23 protein-coding genes and 1 pseudogene are annotated in these 25,550 nt (G+C 59.0%); 15 read left to right on the forward strand and 9 right to left on the reverse strand.

The window, feature by feature from the left end; genetic code table 11:
* The first annotated feature begins 14 nt into the window (after nucleotides 1–14).
* Nucleotides 15–1,316 (forward strand): efflux RND transporter periplasmic adaptor subunit, encoded by a 1,302-nt coding sequence (locus tag K6T64_RS05990; RefSeq protein WP_288009017.1) that lies wholly within the window; start codon nucleotides 15–17, stop codon nucleotides 1,314–1,316.
* Nucleotides 1,317–1,476: 160 nt separating this feature from the next.
* On the opposite strand, the gene K6T64_RS05995 is transcribed toward K6T64_RS05990, so the two are convergent.
* The 5 genes from K6T64_RS05995 to K6T64_RS06015 all read right to left on the reverse strand — a co-directional run bounded on the left by K6T64_RS05995 (nucleotide 1,477) and on the right by K6T64_RS06015 (nucleotide 6,991).
* Entirely contained in the window at nucleotides 1,477–2,679 is a 1,203-nt protein-coding gene (locus K6T64_RS05995) for a transporter (protein WP_288009019.1), read from the reverse strand.
* On the reverse strand, nucleotides 2,676–3,098 hold the full coding sequence (locus K6T64_RS06000; RefSeq protein WP_288009021.1) for a GtrA family protein: 423 nt from the start codon (nucleotides 3,096–3,098) through the stop codon (nucleotides 2,676–2,678). The genes K6T64_RS05995 and K6T64_RS06000 overlap by 4 nt, the downstream gene beginning before the upstream one ends.
* Entirely contained in the window at nucleotides 3,091–4,113 is a 1,023-nt protein-coding gene (locus K6T64_RS06005; RefSeq protein WP_288009022.1) for a glycosyltransferase family 2 protein, read from the reverse strand. Before K6T64_RS06005 ends, K6T64_RS06000 begins: the two co-directional genes overlap by 8 nt.
* Nucleotides 4,094–6,337, reverse strand: a complete 2,244-nt coding sequence (locus K6T64_RS06010) for a glycosyltransferase family 39 protein (protein ID WP_288009024.1) — start codon at nucleotides 6,335–6,337, stop codon at nucleotides 4,094–4,096. The genes K6T64_RS06005 and K6T64_RS06010 overlap by 20 nt, the downstream gene beginning before the upstream one ends.
* A 189-nt stretch (nucleotides 6,338–6,526) precedes the next feature.
* Nucleotides 6,527–6,991, reverse strand: coding sequence for a PepSY-associated TM helix domain-containing protein (locus K6T64_RS06015; protein ID WP_353737796.1), 465 nt, complete (start codon nucleotides 6,989–6,991; stop codon nucleotides 6,527–6,529).
* Between the two features lie 274 nt (nucleotides 6,992–7,265).
* On the opposite strand from K6T64_RS06015, the gene K6T64_RS06020 reads away from it, so the two are divergent.
* The 3 genes from K6T64_RS06020 (at nucleotide 7,266) to galU (ending at nucleotide 10,343) form a co-directional block, all read left to right on the forward strand.
* Nucleotides 7,266–7,799: a peroxiredoxin gene (locus K6T64_RS06020; protein WP_407928399.1), complete on the forward strand. Its 534-nt coding sequence runs from the start codon at nucleotides 7,266–7,268 to the stop codon at nucleotides 7,797–7,799.
* Between the two features lie 18 nt (nucleotides 7,800–7,817).
* Entirely contained in the window at nucleotides 7,818–9,113 is a 1,296-nt protein-coding gene (locus K6T64_RS06025) for an FAD-dependent oxidoreductase (RefSeq protein ID WP_288009026.1), read from the forward strand.
* Between the two features lie 309 nt (nucleotides 9,114–9,422).
* On the forward strand, nucleotides 9,423–10,343 hold the full coding sequence (galU, locus tag K6T64_RS06030) for a UTP--glucose-1-phosphate uridylyltransferase GalU (RefSeq protein WP_288009027.1): 921 nt from the start codon (nucleotides 9,423–9,425) through the stop codon (nucleotides 10,341–10,343).
* A gap of 181 nt (nucleotides 10,344–10,524) precedes the next feature.
* Here the strand turns inward: galU and K6T64_RS06035 are convergent, their stop codons facing one another.
* Nucleotides 10,525–11,166 (reverse strand): hypothetical protein, encoded by a 642-nt coding sequence (locus K6T64_RS06035; protein ID WP_288009028.1) that lies wholly within the window; start codon nucleotides 11,164–11,166, stop codon nucleotides 10,525–10,527.
* 699 nt (nucleotides 11,167–11,865) lie between these two features.
* On the opposite strand from K6T64_RS06035, the gene K6T64_RS06040 reads away from it, so the two are divergent.
* The 8 genes and pseudogenes from K6T64_RS06040 (at nucleotide 11,866) to K6T64_RS06070 (ending at nucleotide 17,549) form a co-directional block, all read left to right on the forward strand.
* A complete protein-coding gene (locus K6T64_RS06040; RefSeq protein ID WP_288009029.1) occupies nucleotides 11,866–12,123 on the forward strand; it encodes a YhjD family protein in 258 nt (85 codons plus the stop codon).
* Nucleotides 12,099–13,376 carry a DNA polymerase IV gene (locus K6T64_RS06045; RefSeq protein WP_288009031.1) on the forward strand — a complete coding sequence of 426 codons (1,278 nt, stop codon included), beginning with the start codon at nucleotides 12,099–12,101 and terminating at the stop codon, nucleotides 13,374–13,376. Before K6T64_RS06040 ends, K6T64_RS06045 begins: the two co-directional genes overlap by 25 nt.
* A gap of 18 nt (nucleotides 13,377–13,394) precedes the next feature.
* The gene (locus K6T64_RS06050; RefSeq protein ID WP_288009032.1) at nucleotides 13,395–13,754 is read left to right on the forward strand and encodes a YolD-like family protein; all 360 of its coding nucleotides are present in this window, start codon (nucleotides 13,395–13,397) and stop codon (nucleotides 13,752–13,754) included.
* Between the two features lie 262 nt (nucleotides 13,755–14,016).
* A pseudogene (locus K6T64_RS16835) lies at nucleotides 14,017–14,193 on the forward strand (PD-(D/E)XK nuclease family transposase); the annotation flags it as partial.
* A gap of 112 nt (nucleotides 14,194–14,305) precedes the next feature.
* Complete coding sequence (locus K6T64_RS16840) at nucleotides 14,306–14,500, forward strand: PD-(D/E)XK nuclease family transposase (protein ID WP_353737797.1); 195 nt, start codon at nucleotides 14,306–14,308, stop codon at nucleotides 14,498–14,500.
* A gap of 26 nt (nucleotides 14,501–14,526) precedes the next feature.
* The gene (locus K6T64_RS06060) at nucleotides 14,527–15,186 is read left to right on the forward strand and encodes an IS607 family transposase (RefSeq protein ID WP_288009036.1); all 660 of its coding nucleotides are present in this window, start codon (nucleotides 14,527–14,529) and stop codon (nucleotides 15,184–15,186) included.
* A complete protein-coding gene (locus tag K6T64_RS06065) occupies nucleotides 15,140–16,567 on the forward strand; it encodes a zinc ribbon domain-containing protein (RefSeq protein ID WP_288009038.1) in 1,428 nt (475 codons plus the stop codon). The genes K6T64_RS06060 and K6T64_RS06065 overlap by 47 nt, the downstream gene beginning before the upstream one ends.
* 454 nt (nucleotides 16,568–17,021) lie before the next feature.
* On the forward strand, nucleotides 17,022–17,549 hold the full coding sequence (locus tag K6T64_RS06070) for an Rpn family recombination-promoting nuclease/putative transposase (protein ID WP_288009040.1): 528 nt from the start codon (nucleotides 17,022–17,024) through the stop codon (nucleotides 17,547–17,549).
* Between the two features lie 23 nt (nucleotides 17,550–17,572).
* On the opposite strand, the gene K6T64_RS06075 is transcribed toward K6T64_RS06070, so the two are convergent.
* From K6T64_RS06075 to K6T64_RS06085, 3 genes are all read right to left on the reverse strand, one after another.
* The gene (locus K6T64_RS06075; protein WP_288009041.1) at nucleotides 17,573–18,583 is read right to left on the reverse strand and encodes an amino acid permease; all 1,011 of its coding nucleotides are present in this window, start codon (nucleotides 18,581–18,583) and stop codon (nucleotides 17,573–17,575) included.
* A 315-nt stretch (nucleotides 18,584–18,898) separates the two neighbouring features.
* Nucleotides 18,899–20,440, reverse strand: coding sequence for an L-glutamate gamma-semialdehyde dehydrogenase (gene pruA / locus K6T64_RS06080; RefSeq protein WP_288009042.1), 1,542 nt, complete (start codon nucleotides 20,438–20,440; stop codon nucleotides 18,899–18,901).
* On the reverse strand, nucleotides 20,437–21,360 hold the full coding sequence (locus tag K6T64_RS06085) for a proline dehydrogenase family protein (RefSeq protein ID WP_288009043.1): 924 nt from the start codon (nucleotides 21,358–21,360) through the stop codon (nucleotides 20,437–20,439). Before K6T64_RS06085 ends, pruA begins: the two co-directional genes overlap by 4 nt.
* A 223-nt stretch (nucleotides 21,361–21,583) precedes the next feature.
* On the opposite strand from K6T64_RS06085, the gene K6T64_RS06090 reads away from it, so the two are divergent.
* From K6T64_RS06090 to K6T64_RS06100, 3 genes are all read left to right on the forward strand, one after another.
* Nucleotides 21,584–23,245: a sigma-54 interaction domain-containing protein gene (locus tag K6T64_RS06090; RefSeq protein ID WP_288009044.1), complete on the forward strand. Its 1,662-nt coding sequence runs from the start codon at nucleotides 21,584–21,586 to the stop codon at nucleotides 23,243–23,245.
* A 263-nt stretch (nucleotides 23,246–23,508) separates the two neighbouring features.
* Nucleotides 23,509–24,639, forward strand: coding sequence for a Fic family protein (locus tag K6T64_RS06095; RefSeq protein ID WP_288009046.1), 1,131 nt, complete (start codon nucleotides 23,509–23,511; stop codon nucleotides 24,637–24,639).
* Between the two features lie 188 nt (nucleotides 24,640–24,827).
* Nucleotides 24,828–25,550, forward strand: a 723-nt coding sequence (locus K6T64_RS06100) for an SNF2-related protein (protein ID WP_288009047.1), incomplete at its 3' end; no start/stop codon positions are given.

Below are 25,550 nucleotides of genomic sequence, written 5' to 3' on the forward strand. Positions count from 1 at the left end.
GGAAGGGACCGAGGATGAAACGGTGGGTGAAATGGGCGCTTGTCCTGATCGGGGCGGTTGCCGCTGCGGCTTATGTCGTCTGGAACACCCAGCGGCCGCTTGCAGCGGAACTGATCGCGGTGAAACCGCAAACGGTGTCGCTGGATTTTACGGAAGAAGGGATTGTGGAGGCGGCGGTGGATCGGCCCGTCTACAGCCCGCTCGGTGGAACAATTGCGGAACTGCCCGTGGAGGAAGGACAGCGGGTGGCGAAGGGTACCCTTCTGGCCCGAATCGATACGAAAGATCTGGAATACCAACTGGCCCGGTTGAAGGCTCAGCGCACGAGTCTGGAAGGGCAGAAGGACAAGTCGTTCCAGGAGTTGGGCCAGCAAGTCCAGCAGCAGCAGTTGGTGCTGGAGGAAGTCCGGCGGCAGTTGGAGCAGAGCCGGCAGGATTACCAGCGCACGAAAGGTCTGTACGAGGCGGGGGCGGCTCCCAAAACGGATTTGGACGCGGCGGAGGGCAAAGTTAAGCAGTTGGAAAACGAACAGTCCCAGCAGGAGTCCAAGCTGCAACTCTTGCAGGCCCAGGCGAGCGGCGTTACGCCAAGGGGTGCGCCGGGCGGCACTGGAACCGCCGCAACGGCGACGACGGCTACGGAGGCATATTTTCAGGGTATGATCGAGGAGGTGGACGCGCAGATTCGGCAGGTCGAGAGCCGGATTGCTGACAGCCGGATTACCGCGCCCGTGGACGGGGTGGTGCGGGAACTGAACGTGAAGCCAGGGATGGCGGTCGACCCTCAGAGCTTGCTCATGAACTTGACGGGAACGGGTGGATACCGGGTCGGCGTTTACGTTCTTACCGAAGACGTGCTGTATGTCAAGCCGGGGATGAAGGTGACCCTCATCCAAAAGCGCAAGGACGGGGATTACCGCTTTTCCGGCACGGTGACGGCCGTCGCTCCCTCGGCCGTGGAAAAGGTGTCCACCTTGGGGCTGACCGAACACAGGGTGAAGGTGACTGTCCAGCCCGGCGAGAATGCCCCAGATCTGAGGCCGGGCTACGCCGTTGACGTTGAGTTTCGCGTGTTGGAGCAGGCGAACAAGCTGGCGGTACCCAAAACCTGCCTGTTCTCTTTCGGGGACGGCGACGCCCTTTGGGTGGTGCGGGACGGCCGAGCCCGGATACAGAAAGTGAGGAAGGGCATGGAGACCGACCAACTGGTGGTCATCGCGCAGGGGTTGAATGCCGGGGATCTGGTGATCAAGAATCCCCAACTGGAGGGCCTGAAAGAGGGGAAACGGGTGGCGGTCGGGCCGCCGACGCAGTAGCATGACAGGCCGATGCGGAATCTGTACACCGGGTACATCCTCCGCTGTGGCGAAGGCCATGGAGATCCTGGAAGCGGAGTGAATGCGGGTTGGGTACAAAGGCCATCCCGTCACCCTTTCGATACAAGCGGTGTTTTACACCACTTGACGGGACATTACCTTACCGCGGGTGGGGAAGGACCATCTCTTTCTTGGTCATGATCAGCATTGCCACAAAGATGCCGCCGTTTATATACACCATCCACAAACCGAGGGACGGATCAAGGGCGCGGTAGCAAACCGCGTAAAGGTTGTAAAACGAGGTGATGGTTAAACCGGCGGCAAGGAGCGCCCATCTTTTGTCCCACAATGAGACGGCGATGGTAAAGATCAAGGCCATGAGGATGTACCGTTCATGGATTTCAGTCGGCAACATGTAAAAGGAGAAGCTCAGGACGGTCGATGCCTTGAGCAGGGCTTCCACCGTGATCTCCCTTCGACGCCACAGATAGAGGGCCACGTGTACAGTTGCGAGAAAAAGCAGGAACATCCCCAGCATTTTATAGGTCACGCCGGCAAAGAGGACGGTACTGTCCGGAAGGCGGGGTGGCGTTCCGAACAAATAAAACCAGATGTTCAAGGCGTTCATGCTGAGGAACGGGTATTCCGCCGTCGGGCGCATGTAGGCCATTTCCACCATATTGGACAAGCTGCCGTGCATGGCAAAGAACAGGGCGACCGCGGCTAAAGGAACCGCGACTCCCGCGAGGAATCGCCCGAGACGCCGAAAGTGCCCGGCCGTCACTGCTTCTCGGACCTCGCCGACGGCGAGAACGGGGAACACGACGATGGATTGAAACTTGCTCAGGAGCGCGGAGGAAAAGAGAGCCCCGGCGATCCCCGCCCTCTTTCGCAAGGCCATGACCGCCGACAGCGCCAGGATGCCGGGGAGAATGTCCACTTGACCCCACACGGCCGTATCGAAAAGGAGGCCCGGGTTCAGGCAAAACAGGGCAACCACGAACCATCTCCATTTACCCGGTGTATCTTTGGCCAGGAGGAAAAATGCGATCATGGCGACGGCGTGGATCGCGATACCCGGGAGTTTGATCCACAATCCTCCAGGAACGACGCGGATATGGAAGAAGTTCGCGATCCTGCCGTACAGGTCCAGGATCATCAAATAACCCGGAGGATAATCGACTCTCGGACTTTCGTAAATCCCCGCCAATCCGACCTGCTGCAGCCGGCGCATCCAGGAGTCAAAAATCATTTGATCGCCGACAAACCCCCGGAAACGTCCGGCCAAAACAACCTGAAGCGCAATCGACAGGCTCCACAGAGCCCAGAACCCCGCCCAATTCCATGCGCGACCACTTTTCACCGCCGGACTCCTCCTTTATCCGAACGAAATACCCACCGCTTGCTTCCCGCGAAATTGATGCCCATGGCCAGGAGTGTAACCACGGCTTTGGCAAGGGGGAGGGACCAGGATCTTTTCTCCAGTATCAAAAGGGCGAGGGAGGAAATCCCGCAGGACACCCCGTTTACCAGCAGGAATTTGGCGAACTCCGCGGCACCGGGCCGAACCCGACTCCGAAAGGTGAACGAACGATTCCACAGGTAGCTGTTGCACACTCCGCAAGTGTATGACACGGCCTGGGCGGGGGCGGCTCCCCAGTGCGCCCCCCGGACCAAGACAAAAAACACGAGGAAGTCCACCACGGTGTTCAGCATCCCGACCATTCCGAAACGCATCCATTGGCCGGCCCGGTTCCGCCATATTTTGGCCGCCTCATTCATGGGATGACGTCCTTTTCAACCGTCTGGCGCTCTCCACAATGTAGAGGGGGCGTTGACGGACCTCGTCGTAAATTCTCGATACATACTGCCCCATCATGCCGATACCGGTCAACACCAGACCGTTGCCGATCAGAATGACCGCACAGAGCCACAGCACATCCGACCGGCCTCCGGCCAGGTAGCGGCCCGCAGCGACGAGGAGGACGGCCACGCCGGAGGACGCCAGCGCTCCGCCGACATACAGGGGCCATTTCAAAGGCTTGTCGGAGAAGGAGGTTACGGCATCCATGGACAGCCGGACCATTCGGCGCAGCGGATACTTCGTTTCTCCCGCCAGCCGCGGTTCCCTTACGTATTCCAAAGCCGCCTGGCGAAATCCCGCCCAAGCCACCAGCCCTCGCATGAACCGGGCTTTCTCCGGCATTCGGGTGACCACGTCGCACACCTTTCGGTCGATGAGGCGAAAATCTCCCGTATCCACCGGGATCTCAATGTCGGTCAACCGCCTGAGCATCCTGTAAAAAGCGGCGGCCGTCCAGCGCTTGAACCGGGTTTCCCCCCGCCGGGCCACCCGCTTCCCGTACACCACGTCGTACCCTTGCTTCCACTTCTCCACCATGCGGGGAATGAGCTCCGGCGGATCCTGCAGGTCGGCGTCGATCACGATGACCGCCTTCCCGGACGCATAGTCCATGCCGGCCTGCACCGCCGCCTGATGGCCGAAATTTCGCGAGAAGTTCACGATCTTGACCGTCGGGTCTTCGACGCTCAAAGTCTCCAGAATGGATCGGGAATGGTCGGTGCTCCCGTCGTTTACAAAAATGAGCTCATACGGGGTCTGAAGCTCGTCCATGACGGACTTCAGTCTTTGACACGTTGTGGAAATCACATCCTGTTCATTGTACACGGGTATGACGACCGAATAGACCGGGCGTTCCTCGTCGTCGGTTCGTCCGGCTTCGTTCAGCCGAGCCGCCTGCTCGACAACCCTGTCCTCATGGCCCGACGTATTCATAGAGCTCGACACCTCCCGGCCTCATGTTCGTCCCGGCCGAGGCGGGTGACGATGTGGAAGCCCCCCATTCGCTGCCCGGGACCAATTTGCAATGGGTCGTGATCCACTCTGTGACGGCGTACTGCCGCCCCCCTCCAAACCCTCTTCCGTCCAAAAGGAAGTAGCGGAGCTTCCCGCTGCTGGTCAACTGTTGCAGTTTGTCCACGGTGATCGCCGGATCGGAGCCGAGAAACCCGCCCATCGCCATGACCGGCAGTCCGGTTTCAAGGATGAGAGGGGCTGCCGTATTGGCATTCTGCGTGGCGACCAAGAAGGAACCCGGCGATGCCTGATAGTGTTTGACCAAGTAGGCCACCAGAGCGGGGTTGTCGCCCAACATCCCGCGGCCGAAGCCGTCTGGAGGAGTTCCGCCGCCAAACCCATTGGCGCCTCCCGGAGGGAAACCGCTCGGCAGACCCCCGCCGCTGAAGCCGCCGTCGGCCCCCGGCGGGAAGCCGCTCGGAAGCGTTCTGCCACTAAACCCTCGGTACATCCCGGAACCGAATCTGTTCGGAAAAGATCCTTCGCCGAAAGCCCCGTTTCGAGGAGGGCCTGCCTGCGGCATTGTGGCGTTGACCCCGTACAGGGCGGGGGTCAGGGACCAGTATCCCGGCGCGAGGAGCAGCGAGGCGATGCCGAGGGCTGCTCCCGCGATCTTCCACCCTCTGAATCTGGAGCCCCGCCACAAGATTGCAGCGGAAAGGAGCACGGCGGCGGCCGACCCGAAGATTAGTGCGCCGCGAAGCGCCGGATAATCCCAAACGATTCTATATTGCAATGCCAAGTCAACGAGAATGACCGCCGGCAAATACCAGCGACGCCGTCCGCCCGCCCGGAAGTCGCGCCACAGGGTGGTTAATCCGGCACCCGTCAGGGCGGCGATACCGGGTGCCAAGGTGATCAAGTAATACGGATGGAAAAACGTTGCGGCACTGAAAAACGCGATCATCGGCAATAACCATGCCGTCCAATACAGGGCCGCTGTCTCCCGGCGACGGAGCGGCCGGCGCCAGCGAACGCCCCGGAGCAACCGGATGGCCGACAGAAGCGCGATGGGCAAAAGCCAAGCGATTTGGCCGCTGAGCGATGGCTCAAACAGACGAAACAGTCCCGGTGTTCCAGTCCCGAACATTCCTCCGCCGGGCGGATTGCCACCGAGGCCGCCGCCCTGCGGCACGAAGCCCGTCCGGGGATCCCCAAACCCGGAAGACGGCGGTCCACCCGGGGCCATTCTCCCGCCCGGGCCGGCAAACCCATTTGCCCCCATGAACGGGCCCTGGGCCCAGTTGCGCCCATCCTGACCAACGGCGCCCGGGTTGCGTTGACGTTGCGCAAATTGATCCCCGCTCGATTGATTCCAAGGCGCTGCTCCCCCCGGATGCATGCCCCCCCTGGGGCCGCCGGTCAATCGCTGGATGCCGTTGTACCCGAAAATGAGCTCCATCACGCTGTTGGTCTGGGAACTCCCCACATAGGGCCGCTGGTCCGCGGGGGTCAAATCCACCACCACCGCCCAGGAAAACGAAACGGCGAGCAGAACCGCCGTCATTCCCGCGAGATGGACAAGCTTCTTCTTCCAATCCATCTTTGCGGCCACGGCGTACACGAAATAGATGGCGGGAAGAATGAGATAAGCCTCCAGCATTTTCACATTGAAACCAATGCCCTCCGCCAGGGCGACCCCCAACAACCAGCGCCATTTTTTCGTTTCCAGAGCCCTGAACAGGCACCAGGTCGCCAGCAACATCACAAAGACGAGAGTACCGTCCACTTGGTTTGTCCGTTCCACGGCGACGGCGATCGGGGTGAGCGCCATCACGGCGGCGGCGATGAGCCCCGCAGCAATTCCGAAATATCTCCGGACCAGCGCATACAGGATTGCCACTGAACCGACGCCCGCCAGGGCCTGGGGAAGCATCAGGGCCCATCCGTGAAAGCCGAACACCCATGCAAACAGGACCTGGATCCAGAAACCTACCGGGGGCTTGTCAATGGTGATAAATCCGCCCGGATCAAAGGAATTGAAAAAGAAGTTGTGCCAGTTCAGAAGCATGCTTTTGACCGCCGCGGCGTAGTATTCGTTTCCGTAGCCCTGGCGGTTCAGTCCATAGATGTTCAGGATGGCCGATAAGGCCAATATTCCCAAAAGGACGGTGTGATGTCCTTTCCATTTAAAGCGTTTCACACGAGTTCCTCCCGTCCACTGTACCGGCTGTTGGTCCGTGCGACTTTTCCTTCACTTTTCACCTGCTGCGCGCTGCCATTTCCAGGCCGAGTTCACGATTTCACGCAGGCCCCTCACGAAGGGAATTTGCCCCGCCGGTTTCCCTACGGGGCCTTCGCTTCTGTGTCGCTCGGGAAGAGGTTCGCCCGTTCAAACCCCGTTTTCTTCGCTTTGCGGGGTGAACTTTCTCCTTCTTTCCGCCCTGAGAATCTTCAGCGAGAGATAAATGCCGGTTCCGGACAACAATATCATCGCCACGGCCACGAGGTCGGTCAGCCATGAAACGTTGACATTGCCGATGCGGCCCACGTGCAGGCCGCGAATAATCCCCATGATTCCAAAGTTCTCTCGGTCTCGCTGGAACGTCCCGCTTTCTCGGGGAGGAATAACCCCGTTCCCTTGTACGGCTCTTTCTATGTTTTGGGTATTCACGGCCGAACCTCCGCTGTCACCGAATCGTTGTTCGATAGGGGGATTCCCACCGATTAATCGGGGTTCCATCAAGAGAAGCCCTGTCAGCGCCTCCAGGAATATGAACAGCGAAGAGATAAGCCCGATCCACAAATGAATTCTGCGAACCCGCTTCAAAGACTCCAACTCCTTTCTCCACGGCAAGGGTATTTCACGGCCCTATCGGGGCACTCTGTGAGCCGGACATTGCGGTTTCATTCTAGCGCCATACTTTGATGGCACGGTGGAGAAGGTTTGGAGAAATCGTTGAGATTCCGCTGCTGAGAAAGGAGTTTGGCAGCGGTGTCGGGTGAGAAGTTGGGCCGGGGCAGGGATAAATTTATACTGATTATAATTTAAGATTGACTTGTATAAGATAATCTGTTAATCTAAGTCCATCATGATCCCAACATTTTTTAAGGAGGAGATGGAGTTGACAATGTCGTTGATAGAAAAGCCCGCACCGGATTTCAACATGGAAACGGCCCTCGGAAACGGGAGGGACTTCGGGAAAGTGGCCCTGTCCGATTACAGGGGAAGATGGTTGGTATTTTTCTTCTATCCCCTTGATTTTACCTTTGTTTGTCCCACGGAGATCACTGCGCTGAATGATGCCCACGAACAATTCGCGGCATTGGACACGCAAGTGTTGGGGGCCAGCATCGACAGTAAATATTCCCATGCGGCGTGGATCAACACCCCTCGGGAGCACGGCGGGCTCGGGCCCCTGCACTTTCCTCTCGCCTCTGACATCACCAAACAGGTGAGCCGCAATTACGGTGTTCTCATAGAAGAAGAAGGGGTGGCCTTGCGCGGGCTGTTCATCATCGATCCGGAAGGAATCGTGAAATACCAGGTGGTTCACCACAACAATGTGGGGCGCAGCGTGGAAGAAACTCTTCGGGTGTTGCAGGCGCTGCAATCCGGGGGATTGTGCGCGGCCAATTGGAATCCGGGAGACCCGTTGCTGTAATTGGGAGGGAGAACACGGATGTCCACGGAGGTTATCGTATACACGAGCACGGGGTGCCCCTACTGCCACAGGGTCAAGGAGCAGCTCTCAGAATGGGACATTCCCTTTGAAGAGAGGAATGTCTCCAAAGTCAAGGAATATTTTGATGAATTGAGAGCCAAAAAGATTTTCGGTACCCCCGCCACCCTGATCAACGGCAAACTCATTCTCGGGTTTCAACCGGAAAAAATGCGCAAAGCTTTGGGGTTGGAGCAACAGGCGGTGGCGGACGCCGGGCAACATGAGGAAAAAACGGAGAATCAGGTAGGAGCCGGACCGGAGAAATCGGTGCCGCCGGAGGATATTTTTCAGCCCGTCACTTTGGAGATATTGAACGAAGTGTATGATTTCGTCTCCATCGGCGGCGGCCCGGCCGGCAGTTCGGCCGCGGTGTATGCGGCCAGAGGCCGGTTGAAAACCCTGGTCATCGACAAAGCTCCCGCGTCCGGCACCCTGGCTTTGACTCACAAGATTGCCAACTATCCCGGGGTCCGCAAAACGATGACCGGTTGGGAACTGCTTGCGGAGATGCAACTTCAGGCCAAAGACTTCGGGGCCACCTTTGTGCGCACCCAGGTTTTGTCAGTGGATTTTTCCAATCCGAATGAGAAGAAAGTCCACATTCCGGAAGGGGTTATTCGCGCCAAAAGTGTGTTGATCGCCGTCGGCGCAAAAGCCCCTTCCGGCAAGATCAAAGGAGAAGAAGAATTTGTCGGCCGGGGGGTGAGCTATTGTTCCACGTGCGATGCGGCGTTTTTTGAAAACCGGGTGGTCGCCGTCGCCGGGGACAGTGAGGAAGCGGTGCGCGAGGCGGAAGTTCTGGCCAAATTCTGTAAAGAAGTCCGCTTGCTGATCCCGGGTTCAGAACTCAGGGGGGAAGTGGACCTGTCGGGATTGGAAAAGAGGCCAAACGTACGCCTTTACAAGAGGTACCGCATCAAGGAGATAATGGGAGACCATGCGGTGGAGCGCATTGTTGTGCTGGACGGCGAACGGCGGGAACAAACGTGGGAAGTGGACGGGGTTTTCCTGTATCTGGCCGGCATGAAACCCGGGACGGATTTTCTGATGGACCAAGTTGAGCGGGATGAGGAAGGGTATGTGGTTGTGGACGAACAGTTGAGAACGAACGTCCCGGGCGTGTTTGCCGGCGGCGACGCCCGCCGCACCCCCGCCAAGCAGGCGGTGGTTTCGGCCGCCGACGGGTGCGTGGCCGCTTTGGGAGCGGACCAGTTTGTCAACGGGAGGGACAAAATTCGGGTTCAGTACAGTTAAATGCGGGTTGCCCGGACACCTGATCATGCCGCTCCCCCGGTTCACGGATCCCGGGGGAGCACTCGTTCCATGTCTCCACCGCTTCTTCCCCGGTGCAGACAACCGAATCACGGAGGAGGTCCGCCATGCAGGGGCTGAGGTGGCTTCTGTTCCAAAAGCGGTTCGGGTATAATGGGCTCCGTACTCGGCCGTTGCCGACTCTCTGGAAGGAACGTGCGCCGGGCATAATCGCGCAATGATCGTACGGAGGGGCCGGCGCCGGGTGTCGGCGGGTCTATGCCGGCGCGCTCGAAGGAGGTTGGACAGGAATTGTTGAAGCCAGTGCGGAAAGCCGTCATTCCTGCGGCGGGTTTGGGGACCCGGCTGTTGCCGGCGACCAAAGCGCAGCCGAAAGAGATGCTGCCGATCGTGGACAAGCCTGCGATTCAGTATATCGTCGAAGAGGCGGTGGCGGCGGGGATCGAGGACATCATCATCATCACCGGGAGGAACAAGCGGGCCATTGAGGATCATTTTGATCGCAATATCGAGCTGGAGATGGAACTCGAGGCCAAGGGGGATGAGAAAGCCCTGGAGGAGGTCCGGCGGATCGCGGAACTGGCGGACGTATATTACATTCGCCAGAAGCAGCCCCGGGGATTGGGACATGCGGTGGCCTGCGCCCGGAGTTTTGTCGGAGATGAGCCTTTCGCGGTGCTTCTCGGGGATGACGTGATGTTTGCTGAGCGGCCCTGTATCGCCCAGCTCATCGACCTTTATGAGGAGACCGGTGGGACGGTGGTCGGGGTCCAGGAGGTTCCGCCTGCCGAGGTCAGCCGGTACGGGATTGTGGATCCCGACGGGCCGGGGCCAAAGGGGAGGGGCCATCGTGCGAAAGCTTTGGTGGAGAAGCCGGCGGTGGAAGAAGCCCCTTCGAATCTCGCCATCATGGGACGGTATGTTATCACCCCGGAGATTTTTTCGATTCTCCATGAGCTGCCGCCGGGAAAAGGGAACGAGATCCAGTTGACGGACGGCCTGAACGTCCTGTGCCGAACGCAAGGGGTCTGGGCGATGCCTTTTGAGGGGCGCCGGTTCGACATCGGCAATCCCATGGGTCTGCTCCGCGCCTCTGTGGAGGTGGCTCTGCTGCGGGAGGACCTGCGGGATGAGTTTGCCAGGTTTTTAACTGACGTTGTGGGGATGCAACAATCTGCAGCCGCGGCGATACCGGCCGATGGGAAGCGGTGATTGTTTCTCCATTCATATTGCCGGCCGGACCGTGGCCCGAGGTTGCAAGAATGATGCTCAAGATGATAATTCTCACGGGCCTCCAAACGGGCATTGTGCCGAAAGGCCGGCCGGAACAAAAGAGTGGGGCATACAGCGGCAACCGGTTTTGATCCGCCATTCAGTGCCGGAGCCCCGGCTATCAATTAGAGGAAAGCGCCCGTTGCCAGATTTCCAGGGTCCGTTCTCCGGTGATCACCTGAGGTTTTCCGCCGCTCGGGAAGTAGAGGGTCGGGTATTGGTGCAGAACCCGGGACCGCACGTTGTTGTCCAGGAGATAGTAGATGCTGGGAAAATGAACTCCCAGGGCCGTCTCTTCCTGCTCGGTCAACGATACGGCCTCTTTCAGGGTGGTGCCGGGAACGAATCCGGTGGAGACGATGATCGGCTGCCGGACGGTGTCCCGATGCTGGTACAGCAATACGAGGGTGCGCTGGCAGTGGGGACACCAATAGGCCTGGAACAAAACGGGTAGCTTGGTGAGATCGAGAGTCATCTCTTTTCCGTCGGCGGACAGGACGGTCACTCGGTCGACGGGGGCTGGGCTCGGCTGAAAATCAGGGCTCGGGGTGATGACGTTTTGCTGCAGTTTATTCTCAAAGGGTGGATTGGAGGCCGGCGGATTGGGTACAGGTCCTTGGCCAGGTCTGGGTCCTTGATAAGGCGGCGATGCCGCAGGTCCACAGCCTATCAAAAGGGTCACCGAGGCGACGGCGACCGCAGCCCATTTTAAGGGACGAAAAAAGGCCTTCAACAAATGAGCGGCACTTGGTGTCATTTGCATGACGAATCCCCTTCCCGGATGTTTGGATGGCAGTGCCATTATAGCATGTTCGAAGCAGTGGGAGGCAGACGGAAGCTGCGCATGCGGGGAAGGATCCGGGAGCCGGGCTCGTGTGGAGACGAAGGCCGTGCTTCTGTGGAAATGAAATGGGGCGGTATGTGAGCCGCCGGAGATTTTTGCGATCCTCCGACGATCTTCCGCCAGGAAAGGGCAATGAGATTCAGCTCACGGATGGGCTGAATGTCCCGTGCGATCGCCCAAAATTCCGCTGATTAGTCCGAATCCCGCGATCATTGGGAAAAACTCAAAATAGGGTGCCAAGTGAATCCCAATTTGGAAGGGCATAGTCCAGGAAAACGTGATGGCCATTGGCAGATAGAGTGACAAGAGGGTGAACGGGAGAAACACCATGGCCAGGATGGCCCAATTGAGGTGGAAGGTCCAGTTTCGAATGTAAAAGAGCCGCCCCAGTGTCTGTTTTCAACATCCGTCCCTCCCTGTGATTCGTAGGATCCACCTGTGAACCGTTGTTGTTGTATGTGGACTCATCATATCACAATTTCCGTTGTCTAAATACTCGTTTGAGCCCTTGGGAGGCCTGAGGGGCACCCGCCCGTCCCAAGGTCTTTTTGTGCTTGATTCGGGCGGGCCTCGGGTATACAATGGAACTGGAACATACGTTTGTACGTGGAGGTGGCCATGCGTCCCACTGCGCTGATTCGCAGGATGTTGCAGATCGAATACCTTCAGAAGGAACTGACCCGGGAGATGAGGGCGGTCAAACAGGAGTTGCGGGACCGGGGGGTGACGGTCATCGAGGTGGAGAACCGTCCCCTGGATGTCCGCGTGCACTATAAAGTGAACGAGCGTCACCAGGAAGCGCTGTTCATGACGCCCATGCTCTATGCCGAGGTGGAAGGGGGATTGCGCAGATGGTTGGGCGAGATCCCGGAGTGACTTGGGTGTATGGCTTGGTGGACATGCAAAGTTTCTATGCCTCGGTGGAGGCGGCGAGCCGACCGGAGTTTGCCGGACATCGCCGGGAAGATGACGATAAGACAGATCCCCTTTTGATTGTGGCCGGCGATCCTGAACGCCGCTCTGGGATCGTGCTTGCGGCGACACCTCCGGCGAAAGCGGCGGGGGTGTCCACCGCCATGAACCTGGGCGAGGCTCTGAGGATGTGCCCAAAGGCCGTGGTGGTCAAGCCGCGGATGCGGTTGTATCTGGAGACGAGCGTTCGAATTCATCATACGATCCGGCAGATGTTCCCCCTTCACGAGCCCTTTAGCGTGGATGAAGCGTTCTTTGCCTTACCCTACCCCTCCGCCCTGTTTCCGGACCCCATCGCGGCGTCGGGGAGACTCAAAGAAACGATTTGGGACCTGTTTCGCATCCGATGTCGCGTGGGTTTGGCGCCGAATAAGTGGATGGCGAAGATGGCCAATCGAGCGGCGAAGAAGGAGCCGAGCGGAGTGGTGTGGTGGACGGAGAAAGATGTGTCCTCCCGGCTGCATTCCCTGTCCGTGTATGAGATGTGGGGGTTGAAGCGTCGGGCGGAAATCTTGGACCGTGAGTTTGGCGCGACGACCATCGGGGACGTGGCGGCGATTCCGGAATCGCGTTTGCGGCGGCGATTCGGGGTGTGGGGAACGATCATTCACCGGTGGAGTCACGGCCTGGATGATTCCCCCATTGACCCGGATGCCTTTGCTGCTCCGAACAAGGGATTCAGTCACCGGATCACCCTGCCCAGGGATTTTTCTGAACGCGAGGACATCGCGGTGGTGATTCTGGAGTTGTTGGACGAGGTGTGCGCCCGGTTGCGGAGCGTCCGGCAGAAGGGCCGGCGGGTGGGTCTCAGCCTCACATACGCCAGGTTCGAGGGTGGTTTCAGCCGGACGAAGACGCTGGGCCGTGCTTTCAATGCGGCTGAGGACTTTTATCCTCATGTGATTCAATTGTTGGATCGCTGGTGGGACGGGTCCGGGGTGCGGGCCGTCAGTGTGGGGGTGGATCTGCTGGAGCCCGAGTCGGATACGATGCAACTTTCGCTGTTTAAGGACGTGGCGAAACGAAGGCGGCTGTCCGAGGCCTATGACCAAGTTCGCGCCCGGTTCGGAGAGACGAGTATCATGCGGGCGGCGAGTCTGTTGCCGGCAGGCCAACTGCGGGACCGCAGCCAAAAGATCGGCGGACATTTTATGTAAATAAAGGAAGGGTGCCGAGTGCGGATCACGGAAGGGAATCTTTTTGCGGCGATGAGGCTGACGCTGCCCGAGCATCGGGAGATGGCGGAACGGCTGGAGCGGGAAGCCAGCCGGCGTCGGGCGCCGGAGTGGACCGAGGATCGGTGGTCGGAGATCGAATATGTCCTGGGGGAGGCCGTGGGGACGGGAAGCCGGGTCAGGATCTCGCTGTTTGGGCCCTATGAAGATGAGGTGTGGGAGGGGGTTCCGGTTTTGCGAAATGGCCGGGTGTATCTGGAGGCAGGGGACGGCGCGGGGAGGAGGGCCGTGCCGCTTGAGCGGGTTGTGGCGATTGAAAAGTTGGGGATGGCCGGGCGGGAGCCGTCGCGTGCGGAATAGTGCGGTCAGGATGGTCGAGGGGATCGGTTGTGGTTGCGGCAGCGGTTGTTCGGGTAGTGAGGATGGTTCGGGCTTGGGGAAAAGGCGGGCTGGAAGAATATGACCTGTCGAAATGGGGAGGGGGTGTTTGTCCATCTTTTGCGGAACTCGCTGTCCACTGGGAGCGGACAGATGGAGACTGTTAGGGACTTGTGCCTTCGGGAGGATTCGGGTTGGTCCGGCCGGGCCTTTTGGATGGAACGGCGAAGGATCAGAGGCTATAATGAAAGGAGAAGGGGCGGGGGTGAGCCGGGTGGAGCTGTTGAGCCCCAAGGTCGACTTCGTTTTTAAGCGGATTTTTGGCACCGAGGAAAACAAAGATGTCCTGGCGCATTTTTTGAATTCTGTGTTTGAAGATTCGGGCGAACCGCTGATCGCCGATGTGGAGATCCTCAATCCGTTTTTGGAAAAAGAAGCGCTGTCGGACAAGTTGGCGGTGCTGGACGTGAAAGCCCGGACGGGAGAGCGGGACGCTGATCAACGTCGAGGTCCAGTTGTGGAACCACCAGGATATGGAAAAACGAACACTGTACTACTGGGCGAAGCTGTTCCAGAGCCAACTGAAGGAAGGCGACAGTTACTATGCGTTGCAGAAGGCTGTGACAATCAATGTGGTGGATTTTCGGTACATCGAGACGGAGGTTAGAAACAGCTTCTTTTCTTTTAACAATTATCCAAAACAGGCGTTGTCAACCAACATTATCTGATATAAGCTAATATCAGGTGATGTTTTATGAAACTTTACACAGTGAGCGAATTCGCCGAAAAAATTGGGGTCAGCGTATCGACCTTGCGTGCCTGGGACAAAGAAGGCAAATTGGTCGCCCTGCGCACGCCTACCAATAAAAGAAGATACACGGAAGAAATGTTTTACCGCGCGCTGGGAATAAAGAACCGCCAGGAACCCCAAAAAATCGTATTATACGCCCGGGTATCGTCCTCAGGGCAAAAGCCCGATCTGGAAAACCAGTTGCATTATCTGAAGGAATTCGCCGCCGGCAAAGGGCTGGCTGTGGACGAAATACTTTCCGACGTCGGCTCCGCCCTCAATTACAAGCGCAAGAATTTCCTGAAGTTGTGCGGGATGGTCACCCGGGGAGAAGTCAAAACAGTCATCGTCGCCCATAAAGACCGGCTGGTGCGGTTTGGATTCGACTTCTTCGAGGAATTGTTCGCCAAATTCGGCTGCGAAATCCTCGTGGTCAACAAAGCCGAAGACATGTCCCCAGCCCAGGAGTTGACCAAAGACCTGATCAGCATCGTCCAGCATTTCGCGGCACGGCTGTACGGCCAGAGGACCTATAAAGCCCGCAAGTTGACCAAAACGGTGAGGGAGGCGTTAGCCAGTGCAACAGACGGTCAAGCAGAAAAGTCTGCCGCTGAACAAGGATAAGTGGATAAAAATCGCACAAACAGCAGAAGCCTACGCCCGCCAGAAGGACGCCTTTCTGGTTAAATACGGGCACGTCCAATACCTGCATCACTTAGGCGCAAAGCGCAGACTGCGGGACGAGCTGGTTGCAGCCGGTTTCACCAGCCCTTTCGGGCTACAGGCCCGCCAGTGGAAGCTGGCTTTGGACGACGCCCTGTTCACCCTGGAGAGGCAGTGGGAGGCCGCCATCGTCGGGGTCAAAGAGCGGCTTTACCGTCATGAAGGCCTGTCTAACGAAGAAAAGCACTACGCCTTCTGGCTTTTATATAGAGATGAAAAGCGCGGCCGGGATTGGAAGAGGCTCCAGGCGATTTTCACTAATGAAGACGTGGTTAATCAAAAAATAAGTTTGGACTCAGGGGGCCGTGCCAAGGTGAGAAATGATCTGAAGCGCGCCTTTCGCCGCATCTTAGGCACAAGGCCCCGCGTCAAAAAAGCCCGCAGTTTCGTGGTAGACCAGCAAATGTACAGGGTATTTAACACGGGAAAGCGGCAGTATATCGCCGTAGCGACATTAACCCCCGGCGAAAGGGCGGTCATACCCTTGACTGGGATACACGCCATGCGAGGCAACCTGCGGGTAGTCCTCTTGCCGGACGAACAAGCGGTGGAAATCCACCTGAGCAGGGAACCCCGAATCCGCCCGTCCGGCGAGGAAGAAGCCGGCATCGACCTGGGCGTGACGGAAGTATTTACCGATGATACTGGCAAAAAGTACCGGCCCGAGTACGGCGAAGCCCTGCAGGAGATGTCCGACCATATTTTGGACAAGAGCCGGAAACGCGGAAAACTCTGGGCCTTGCGCCGGAAATTCCTGGAGCAAGATCCCAACAAAGCCCGGCGGATTCTAAGGCACAACCTGGGCCTGATCAAGCAGACGAAAAGGAATAAAAGATACCGGGCCAGGTGCGAAAACGAAATCAACCGGGCGTTTAACGAACTCTACAAAGAACGCCGGCCGCAGATCATCGCTTACGAAGACCTCGCCCACCTGCGCGGCAAAGCCAAAAGCAAAGGCCTCTCCCGCAAGGTGAGCGGCTGGCAGCGAAACATCATCAAGGAGCGCCGGGAATACAAGAACTACGTCTACTCCGTCACCGACCCCGGAGCGCAAAACGCGGCCTATTCCAGCCAGGAGTGCCCGCAGTGCGGGTGGGTTGACGCCAAGAATCGCAATGGTGACATTTTCAAATGCCGCCAATGCGGTTTTACTGCCGATGCTGACCAGGTAGCAGCCATGAACCTGAAAAAAAGGCTGCATGACGAAGAGATAACCCGTTACACCCCGTATAAAAGAGTGAAAGAAATATTGCTCCAGCGTTATTATCAACAGGCCAATTAACCTTTTAGTCTCCCGGGATGTTCCCGGGAAAGGGCGGGGATTGGCCCGGGCGGGAGAAAGCTCCGGCGGAACGTGCGGCCGGCTGGCTTCTGAGCTGCACGTGAAGCGGGCTTTGACGATGAGGTTTCCCCTCCGGGAAGCTGAGCGCCGCCGGGTAGCTAGGGCTGAGATGCACGGCAAACGGCATTTTGGCTGGCCAAATCGTCCCTGTCCTTCAGGTGGGAGCCTGATGGCGATAAGACCACCCCGCCGTTTGGAAGCGTCGTGGAGCTGGAAGAAGACGGTGGCCTCCGGATGCCGGATGACGCTCCTCGACTTTACGGCGTGACTGTTTCGGGCGGGACTCCAGACGCTCGGCTCCGCTTTTCCGCCAGCCGGAAAGCCGGGGTTAAAGCCAGCCTCTCGGAGAGCGTAAACTCCTTTTGCTGTCAACTTTATGATTGGTTGATAGAAGTTGATAGTAAAATTGAAACAGGCGTATCACTCGACGTTTCACTTGCGGGAAGACAAGACGGGGTTGCTGTTGACCGACTTGGCGGAGATACACTTTGTGGAGTTGCCGAAGTTGAAAGAGCAGTCCCTCGGGACGGAGAGGCGGCTCGTGAAGTGGATGTTGTTTTTGACAGCGAAAACGAGAGAACAATTGGAGGTGTTGGTGATGGGAGATCCGGTGATGCGCAAGGCGCTGACGACGTTGGAGTTTTTAAGTCAGGACGAAGAGACGCGGCGGCTGTATGAGGAGCGGATGAAAGGGTTGCAGACGTATATGGCGGATATCGAGGGAGCGAGACGGGAAGGCCGAGAGGAAGGCCGGGAGGAAGGTAGGAAGGAGGGCCGGGAGGAAGGGCATCGGGAGGCGCGGCGGGAGATAGCTCGGGCGATGCTGGAGGCGGGGGACAATGTGGAGAAGGTGGTCAGGTTGACGAAGCTGCCCCGGGAACAGGTCGAGGCAATTCAAAGGGAGTTGGAAAGCGGCCGGTGATGCGTGCTGGGTACCGAGGAAGGTCAAGGGTCTGGAACACTCTGACGTGTCGGACGGGTTGCATGCCTCACCCGTGGCGGGCGTGGAGAGGCCCGGGCCGCGGCCACCCGTGGGATGCGGAAAATGTGGCCCCTGGCCCTCCCCAGGTCAGAGAAAGCCTTGGCCACCGGAGCCGGGTTGTTCAAACTGGATGAAGGCGCAATGCCGGTCAGCACCAACGACATGCCGATATAGAGCACCAGGGCAATGGCCAGGGAGAAAATCACGGCCCGGGGGAGGTCCTTCTGGGGATTTCGGGCTTCCTCCGCCGCCGTCGTCAAAGTGTCATAGCCGAAGACGGCAAAAAAGACCAGCGCCGCTCCCTTCACCACTCCGTCAAATCCAAAGGGAAGAAACGGATGCCAATTCGCCGGGTTGACATAAAACGCCCCGATAGCGATAACGAGTAGAATGATCGCCAATTTGATGCCCACCAGCAGGGAGTTAAACCGCGATCCCCACTGAATTCCGATGGTCAAGAACCCGGCGATGACCAGGTTGATGAGCGCCGCCAGGAGGTCGAAAACGTGGCCCGGTCCCGTACCGGGGGCCCCCTGGGCCCAGGTGGGAAGTGTCCATCCCAGCTCGTGAAGAACGGACGAAAGATACCCTGACCAACCGATGGCCACCACGGCAACCACCAGTGTGTACTCCAAAAGCAAGTCCCAACCGATGATCCAGGCCAAAAGCTCTCCCAACACCGCGTAGCTGTACGTGTACGCGCTGCCCGCCACGGGGATCATCCCGGCAAATTCGGCATAACAGAGGGCTGCGGCGGCACTGGCCAACCCGGCGATCACGAAAGATAACAGCACCCCGGGGCCCGCCTGGGTTGCCGCGGCGATCCCCGTCAATACGAAAATACCCACACCGATGATGCCGCCGAGTCCGATGGCGGTGAGAGACCATGGCCCCAACACCCGTTTGAGCCCCGTGTCAGAGAGAGCGTGTTCCGACAACTGGTCGATCGGTTTTTTTCGCGTGAGAACAGACAACGACTCGCCCCCCTTTGTTTATCTCAGTGACTTCGGTTCGCCCCGGTTGGCCTGTCTCCGGTGGGCCCGGATGAGAGGAGGTCCTGCGACGGCGATCAGGCCCAACTCCAGGCAGCGGTACGGGGAGCCGGTCGGCAGCATGGCCCGGGCGGCGGTACGGTGACCTGGAGCGGTACGGGGACCCGGGGCCGTACCGGGACCCGGGACGGCACGGGGAGGCTGAAGCCGCTTCCCGACGCCCGTCCGCAGTCCTCGCACACTCCTCCCCCGTCGCGGCACCCAGTATATCAACCTTTCCGAGCCTCCTTCAACCGGCTACAGCACCTCCGAGACCGCTTTCGCCTGGGTGAAGAGGAGCAGATAATCCGGCCCGCCCGCCTTCGAATCGGTCCCGGACATGTTGAATCCCCCGAACGGATGCACCCCCACCAGCGCCCCGGTGCATTTGCGGTTGATGTAGAGGTTGCCGCAGAACATGTGCTCCCGCACATATTCCACCCGATCCCGGCGGCGGGTGTACAATGAACCGGTCAAGCCGTATTCCGTATCATTGAAAATCTCCACGGCCTCCTCAAAGTTCTCCGCGGGGATCACCGCCAGCACCGGCCCGAAAATTTCCTCCTGGGCGATCCGGGCTTTGGGGTGGACCTCGGCGAAAATCGTCGGTTGCAAATAGAATCCCGGCCCTTCCGCCGGCCCGCCCCCGGCCACCAGACGCCCCTCCTCCCGGCCGATCTCCATATAATGCAATATCTTCCGATACGCGGACTCGTCAATCACCGGACCCATCGGGGCGTTGTCCGCGGGCTTTCCCACCGTCCACTGCTTAACGCCTTCCCGCAGCCGCTCCACCACCTCGTCGTAGACCGACCGCACCACGATCGCCCGGGAACCGGCCGAGCATTTTTGCCCCTGAAAACCAAAGGCCGACGTGAGAATCCCCTGCACCGCCGCAGCCAGATCCGCCGTTTCGTCCACGATGATCCCGTCCTTGCCCCCCATCTCGGCCACCACCCGCTTGATCCACCGGCACCCGGGAGCCGGAGTTGCCGCCCGCTGCACGATCCGCAGCCCGACCTCTTTGGACCCGGTAAAATTCACGAACCGCACGCCGGGATGGTCCACCAGGGCATCCCCCACCGCGCCGCCCGGGCCGGGCAGATATTGCACCACACCCGCCGGAACCCCGATCTCCTCCAGCAGCTCCACCCATTTGGCCGCCACCACCGGCGCCTGGCTGGAGGGTTTGATGATCACCGGATTTCCCGTCACCAAAGCGGCCGAGCTCATCCCCACCAGGATGGCCACGGGAAAATTCCACGGGGCGATGATGGCGCCAACGCCGAGGGGAATGTAGGTCATGCGGTTGTCCTCGCCGGGGTACGGCACAAGGGACGCGCCCTTCCCCAGGCGGATGGCCTCCCGGCCGTAATACTCCAGAAAATCAATCGCCTCGGCCACATCGGCATCCGCTTCGGCCCAGTTTTTGCCCACCTCGTACACCATCCAGGCGGCGAATTCGAATTTTCGCCGTCTCAGGGCGGCCGCCGCCTGAAACAGATAGCCCGCCCGCGCCTCCGCGGGCAGCCGCGCCCACTCCGGGAACGCCTTCCACCCCGCCTCCACCGCCTTGTCCACGTGGCTGGCGTCCCCCGCCGCCACCTCTCCGATGACCTGGTCGATTTGAGCGGGATTGACCGATGTGATGCGACTCGCCGTGTCGACGCGCCGGCCGTCCAAGACCAGCGGGTAATACTGTCCGAGCATTCCCTCGACTTGGGCCAAGGCCTCCTTCATCCGATTCCGAACGGCGGGGTCGTGAAAATTCGACAACGGTTCGTTCCGAAACTCGATCATCCCACATGCCTCCCCACGTTCTTGAGTACAAACCACACGTTGGCCGGCCGCTCGGCCAATCGCCGCATAAAATACGCGAACCAGTCCGTTCCATAGGGCACATAAATCCGTACGCGGTATCCCTGTTCCACCAGATCCCGCTGAAGGTCCGGCCGGATGCCGTACAGCATTTGAAACTCAAACCGGTCCCGGGGAATTCCCCATTGTTCGACCCGCTCCCGAGTGTGCCGAAGAATCTGCGGATCGTGGCTGGCCACCGCCGTGTAGCAGCCGCTTTGCAAATGCATGTCGATCAGCTTTTTCATGTTCTGGTCCACGTCCCGCTTGTCGGGGAACGCCACGGACGGGGGCTCGCGATACGCCCCTTTGACCAGCCGCACATTCGCCCCGAGGTCCTCCAACTCTCGAAGATCCTGTTCACTTCGGTAAAGATACGCCTGGATCACGATGCCCACGTGATCGTGGCGCCGGCGCATCTCCCGGAACAACTCCAACGTGGCGGGCAGGTGAGCCGAATCTTCCATGTCGATGCGCACGAACGTCCCGGCCTGTCCCGCCCGTTCGAGGATTTGCCCCACATGTTTTTCGGCGAGGGATCGGTCGATGTCGAGTCCCAGTTGGGTGAGTTTCACCGACAGGTGGGACCGCACTCCGGTGCGCTCGATCCCCTCCAGGGTGTCGAGACAAGCCCGGGCGGCCTCCGCCGCTTCGGCGGCATCGGACACCGACTCGCCGAGATGGTCCAGGGTCACCTCCAGTCCCCGATGGTTCAAATCCCGCACAACCTCCAGCGCTTTTTCGAGGGTTTCGCCGGCGACGAACCGGGCTGCGCCAAATCGCAACCCCCACCGCCTGGCCATGCGATTGGCGGAGGGACTCGCCGCCAACCAGTGAAACCCCTGCCTCATCCATTGCTCCATCTCCATGGCCCCCCCCTCACCCCGATCCTACGCAAATATCGTGCCACCCCCGACGGGGCCGGTGTCTTCTCGGTTTGAACAGATTTGTTCAAATTGAACACTTCTGTGCAGACACGGATTTGAACAGCCGAAGTTTTTTGCCTCCTCCTTTGTTTGCCCGGAAACCTATGCTAAGATGAGGTGGAGAAACGGAAAAATAATTCGGGCAACGGGAGAGAGGCGCATGGGCATTCTGTGGTGTTCCTGGGAAGAGCTGCGAACCAGAATGCGGCCGGTTTCGCCCGATACCGCGCTCCCCGATGCGAGCCTATCGGTGCATTCGGAAGAAGTGGATTTTGACGAGCTCGCCGAGGCCTGTCGGTCGGGGGAGCCCGTGGCGATTTATAAAGATGGGCAATGGGTGGGGGTTCTGGGCCCCCGGGAGTTCACCGAACTCCTTCTCGATCTGTGCCGGAGCCAGCGGGCATTTTTTGAACAGGTGCTGGACATTGTCCAAGAGGCGGTGACCGTGATCGATCGCCGGGGGGTGGTCCGGGGTTGGAGCCGGACGGCGGAGCAGATCTACGACATCCCGGCCCAGCGGATTCTCGGGCGGCCCATTGACCGGTTTTTCCAGCCCGAGGCCCTGGCGGTTCTGCGGCTTCTCAGGGATCCCAAACCTGTGCGACAGGTGTACCACGCTCCCCGGGAGAATACCCATGTGCTTCTTTCCGGCGGTCCGGCGATGGTGGACGGTCAGATGGCGGGGGCGGTGGCTTCGGAAAAGGATATCACCCAGTTGGTGCGGATGCACCAGGAGTTGCAGCGGACGTATCGCCAGTGGATGGCGGATCAACAGTTGCGGCACGGCGATCGCGATCCTTTTGACACGATCAAAGGGGGTTCGCCCCGGCTCCTGCACGCGATTCGTTTGGCCAAAAAGGTGGCGCCCACCGACGCTACGATTTTATTGCAGGGGGAGAGCGGGGTGGGGAAGGATCTGTTTGCCCAGGCGATCCACGCGGCGAGCCGGCGGAGTGCCGGCCCGTTTATCGCCCTGAACTGCGCCGCCATCCCGGGGCCCTTATTTGAGAGTGAATTGTTCGGTTATCAAGGGGGCGCCTTCACCGGCGCAGACCGGTCCGGGCGCCCGGGGAAGCTGGAGCTCGCCCACGGGGGGACGCTCTTTTTGGATGAGATCGGCGAACTGCCCGTGGAGCTTCAGGCGAAGTTCTTGAGGGTTCTCCAGGACCAGACCTTTTATCGCATCGGCGGCACGAGGCCGATTCAGGTGAACGCCCGAATCATCGCGGCGGGGAACCAGCCCCTGGAGGATCTGGTGGCCAAGGGCCGGTTTCGGGAAGACCTGTACTATCGGCTGAATGTAGTCCGGATCTTCATCCCGCCCCTAAGAGAGCGACTGGACGACATCCCGGTGTTGGTGGAGACATTTTTGCAAGATCTGTGTGCGGCCTATGGGCGGCCCGCCCCGCACCTCGAGCCAGAATTTCTGGTTGCGTTGATGCGCCATCCGTGGTCCGGCAATGTCAGGGAGTTGCGAAACGTGTTGGAGCGCCTGGTGGTCACGGTGGAAGACGAATCGTGGAACAGCGGGCACCTGGCCATGCTCCTCCAGGCGGGTGGCCCGGAGGCGGGTCACCTGGTGGGGAGTCCCTCGGGGCCGACGGCCCCTCAGCGTTTGGGTCGTCCGGGTGCTGGACCGGGTACCGCGAGACCGGACGGGGAGTTGATTCTGGAGGCGCTGCGAAAGACGGGTGGGAACAAGGCGGCCGCGGCGAGGCTGCTCGGGATCTCCCGGGGAACGCTGTACAACCGCCTGCGGTCCCTGGGTCTCGACCCCCGAGCCTTCGATTCGGCGATGGGCCTGGGAAGGTGGAGGGGGTAGGGGCAGGAACATGAACAAGGTGGTTGAGATAACAAAGTTACCGAAGGAAGAGATTGAGGCGATCCAAAGGGAGTTGGAGGGCGATCGGTGAGGGCTGGCCATGCGTGGCATGGTCGGTAATAGGGTGAATAGAATACGCTGCGGAGCCTTTGGCAGTCCAGGGGCACATCGCAGCGTTTTTTGTTTCGTTCTGCACTTTTTGCGGTAATATAGCGGCAATCGGTGTTTTCCGTCTATAATGGAGAGAAAGGGGGCTGGCAGGGGTGTTTGAACCGCGGTTCTCGATTCCTCCAAAGATGGCAAAAAGGTTAATGGAAATCCAAGAGGCGAACACCGTCGTGGAATATTTGCCGCTTCCGGGCAATGTGTTGCAGGAAATGCAGCGGGAGTCGGCGATCAATCGAGTAATTTTGTCCACAAAGATCGAAGGCTCCAGACTGAGCGAACGACAAATGAGGAAGGCGCTGCAGGTTGGACAACGTTCCTCGGCGGAACAGGAAGTGGTCAACCTTTCGAAGGCTATGGATTTTCTCGATCGCTGTGCCGAACGCAGGCTGCCGATCACCGAGGAACTCATCAAACAGCTTCATGCGATCATTCGCGTCATCCCGGGCGGTAAAAGGCCGGCTCAAAGTGGGTATCGGACTGTGCAAAACAAGGTGGCCGACGAGCGTACCGGTGTCATCGTGTATTTGCCGCCGGAACCCCGGGATGTGCCCACCTTGATGGAAGACCTCGTGGCATGGGTGAATCGACCGGAGACCCAGGACATTCCGGCTCCGATTCAGGCGGGCATCTTTATGTGGCAATTTTTGACGATCCATCCGTATGCCGACGGCAATGGGCGGACGGCGCGGGCCTTAGCAACCTACCTTCTCAGGCAACACGATTTGTGGTTGAAAGGTCTTTTTGTTCTGGAATCCTATTATGACCGAAATTTGGAAATCTACTACAAAAACCTGCAGATGGGGCTGCCTCATAATTACTATTTTGGGCGAAATGATGCGGACCTGACGCCCTGGCTGGACTTTTTTATCGATGGGTTGGCGGAAGTGTTTCGAGAAGCCGCGGAGCTGGTCCGCAGTAAAAGTCTGTCGTTCATGGCGGTGGAGCCGGATCTGCTGCGGCGGTTGGATCCATCTCAGCGGGTGGTTTTTGCGCAAATGGCGTTCCGAACCCCCGTCTTGACCACGAGCGATCTTGCAAAATTGCTGAATTTGCGGGACCGGACGGTGCGGGAGAGGCTGAAACGGTGGATCGCCGAGGGCTTTCTCCGGCCGCGGGATGAACACGCCAAGCGCATTCGCTCTGTGGTCTTAACCGAGGGCTACGAAGAGCTGGCGCAAGCGGTTCGAGAGGATCCCGAGCGGTATCGCTATCTGTTGGGGGATTGATGCGGGACGAGGGAAGGAGGGGCCTGTGAAAACGTCCCGTGCTATACTATACTCAACCTCGATATGAGATGTGGCCGCATGTTTCGCAAGCGCCAACACCAGGTGTCGTTTGCAGATGCGGACAATTGGTTTGCCAAAACCCCTCCCAACTCCATCTGGCATCGTTTTTGCACTTGGGCGCAAGGAGAATGGATGTGATTCGAGTGGATCGATACCTCTTTAAGCCGAACTGGGATCTTCTGGAACTGAACGCCCTGGAGATGGACCGCGGACTGGTTCATTTTTTTCGTTCTGTGTATGAACTGAGCGACCATGACGTTGTCGAGGTCGAGTTCGCCAACGGCAGGGGCGTTTCCCGAAAACTGAAAGTCAACATGGCGGACAGGCTGCTTCAGGGGCGGGGCATCAAGGGCTTGTTTACCCCGTACGAAGGGGCGGACTACCTGTTCATCGAAGCCGGTCCGGATGGAACAATCCGGGTGTCCGATTGGTCCAGCGGCTCTGGTGAACTCGCGGCTTCTACGATCCAACCGGACGCCACCCAGCGGACGGCTGCCGTCCTGTCCGCTCTGAGCCGGATGAAGCGGCAGGAGCAGGTGTGGTTCGACCTGTACGAGGCGGCGAAACAGTTCGCCGTCACCCGCATGGACGACTTGATCTGCCTGCCCCACATTCGGGAACTGGAGCCCTTCGAGTATCAAATCAAGACCGTGCAATCGGTCATTCACCAGTTCAAAGGCCGGGCGCTGCTTTGTGACGAGGTGGGACTGGGCAAAACCGTCGAGGCGGGGATCTGCATGATGGAATATATCATGCGGGGATTGGCGAAGAAGATTCTCATCCTGGTCCCTCCTTCTCTGATCAACCAGTGGCATGAAGAAATGAAGCGCAAGTTTAACCAGGACTTCATC

The organism is Kyrpidia sp., assembly GCF_023512215.1.
Classification (GTDB): domain Bacteria; phylum Bacillota; class Bacilli; order Kyrpidiales; family Kyrpidiaceae; genus Kyrpidia; species Kyrpidia spormannii.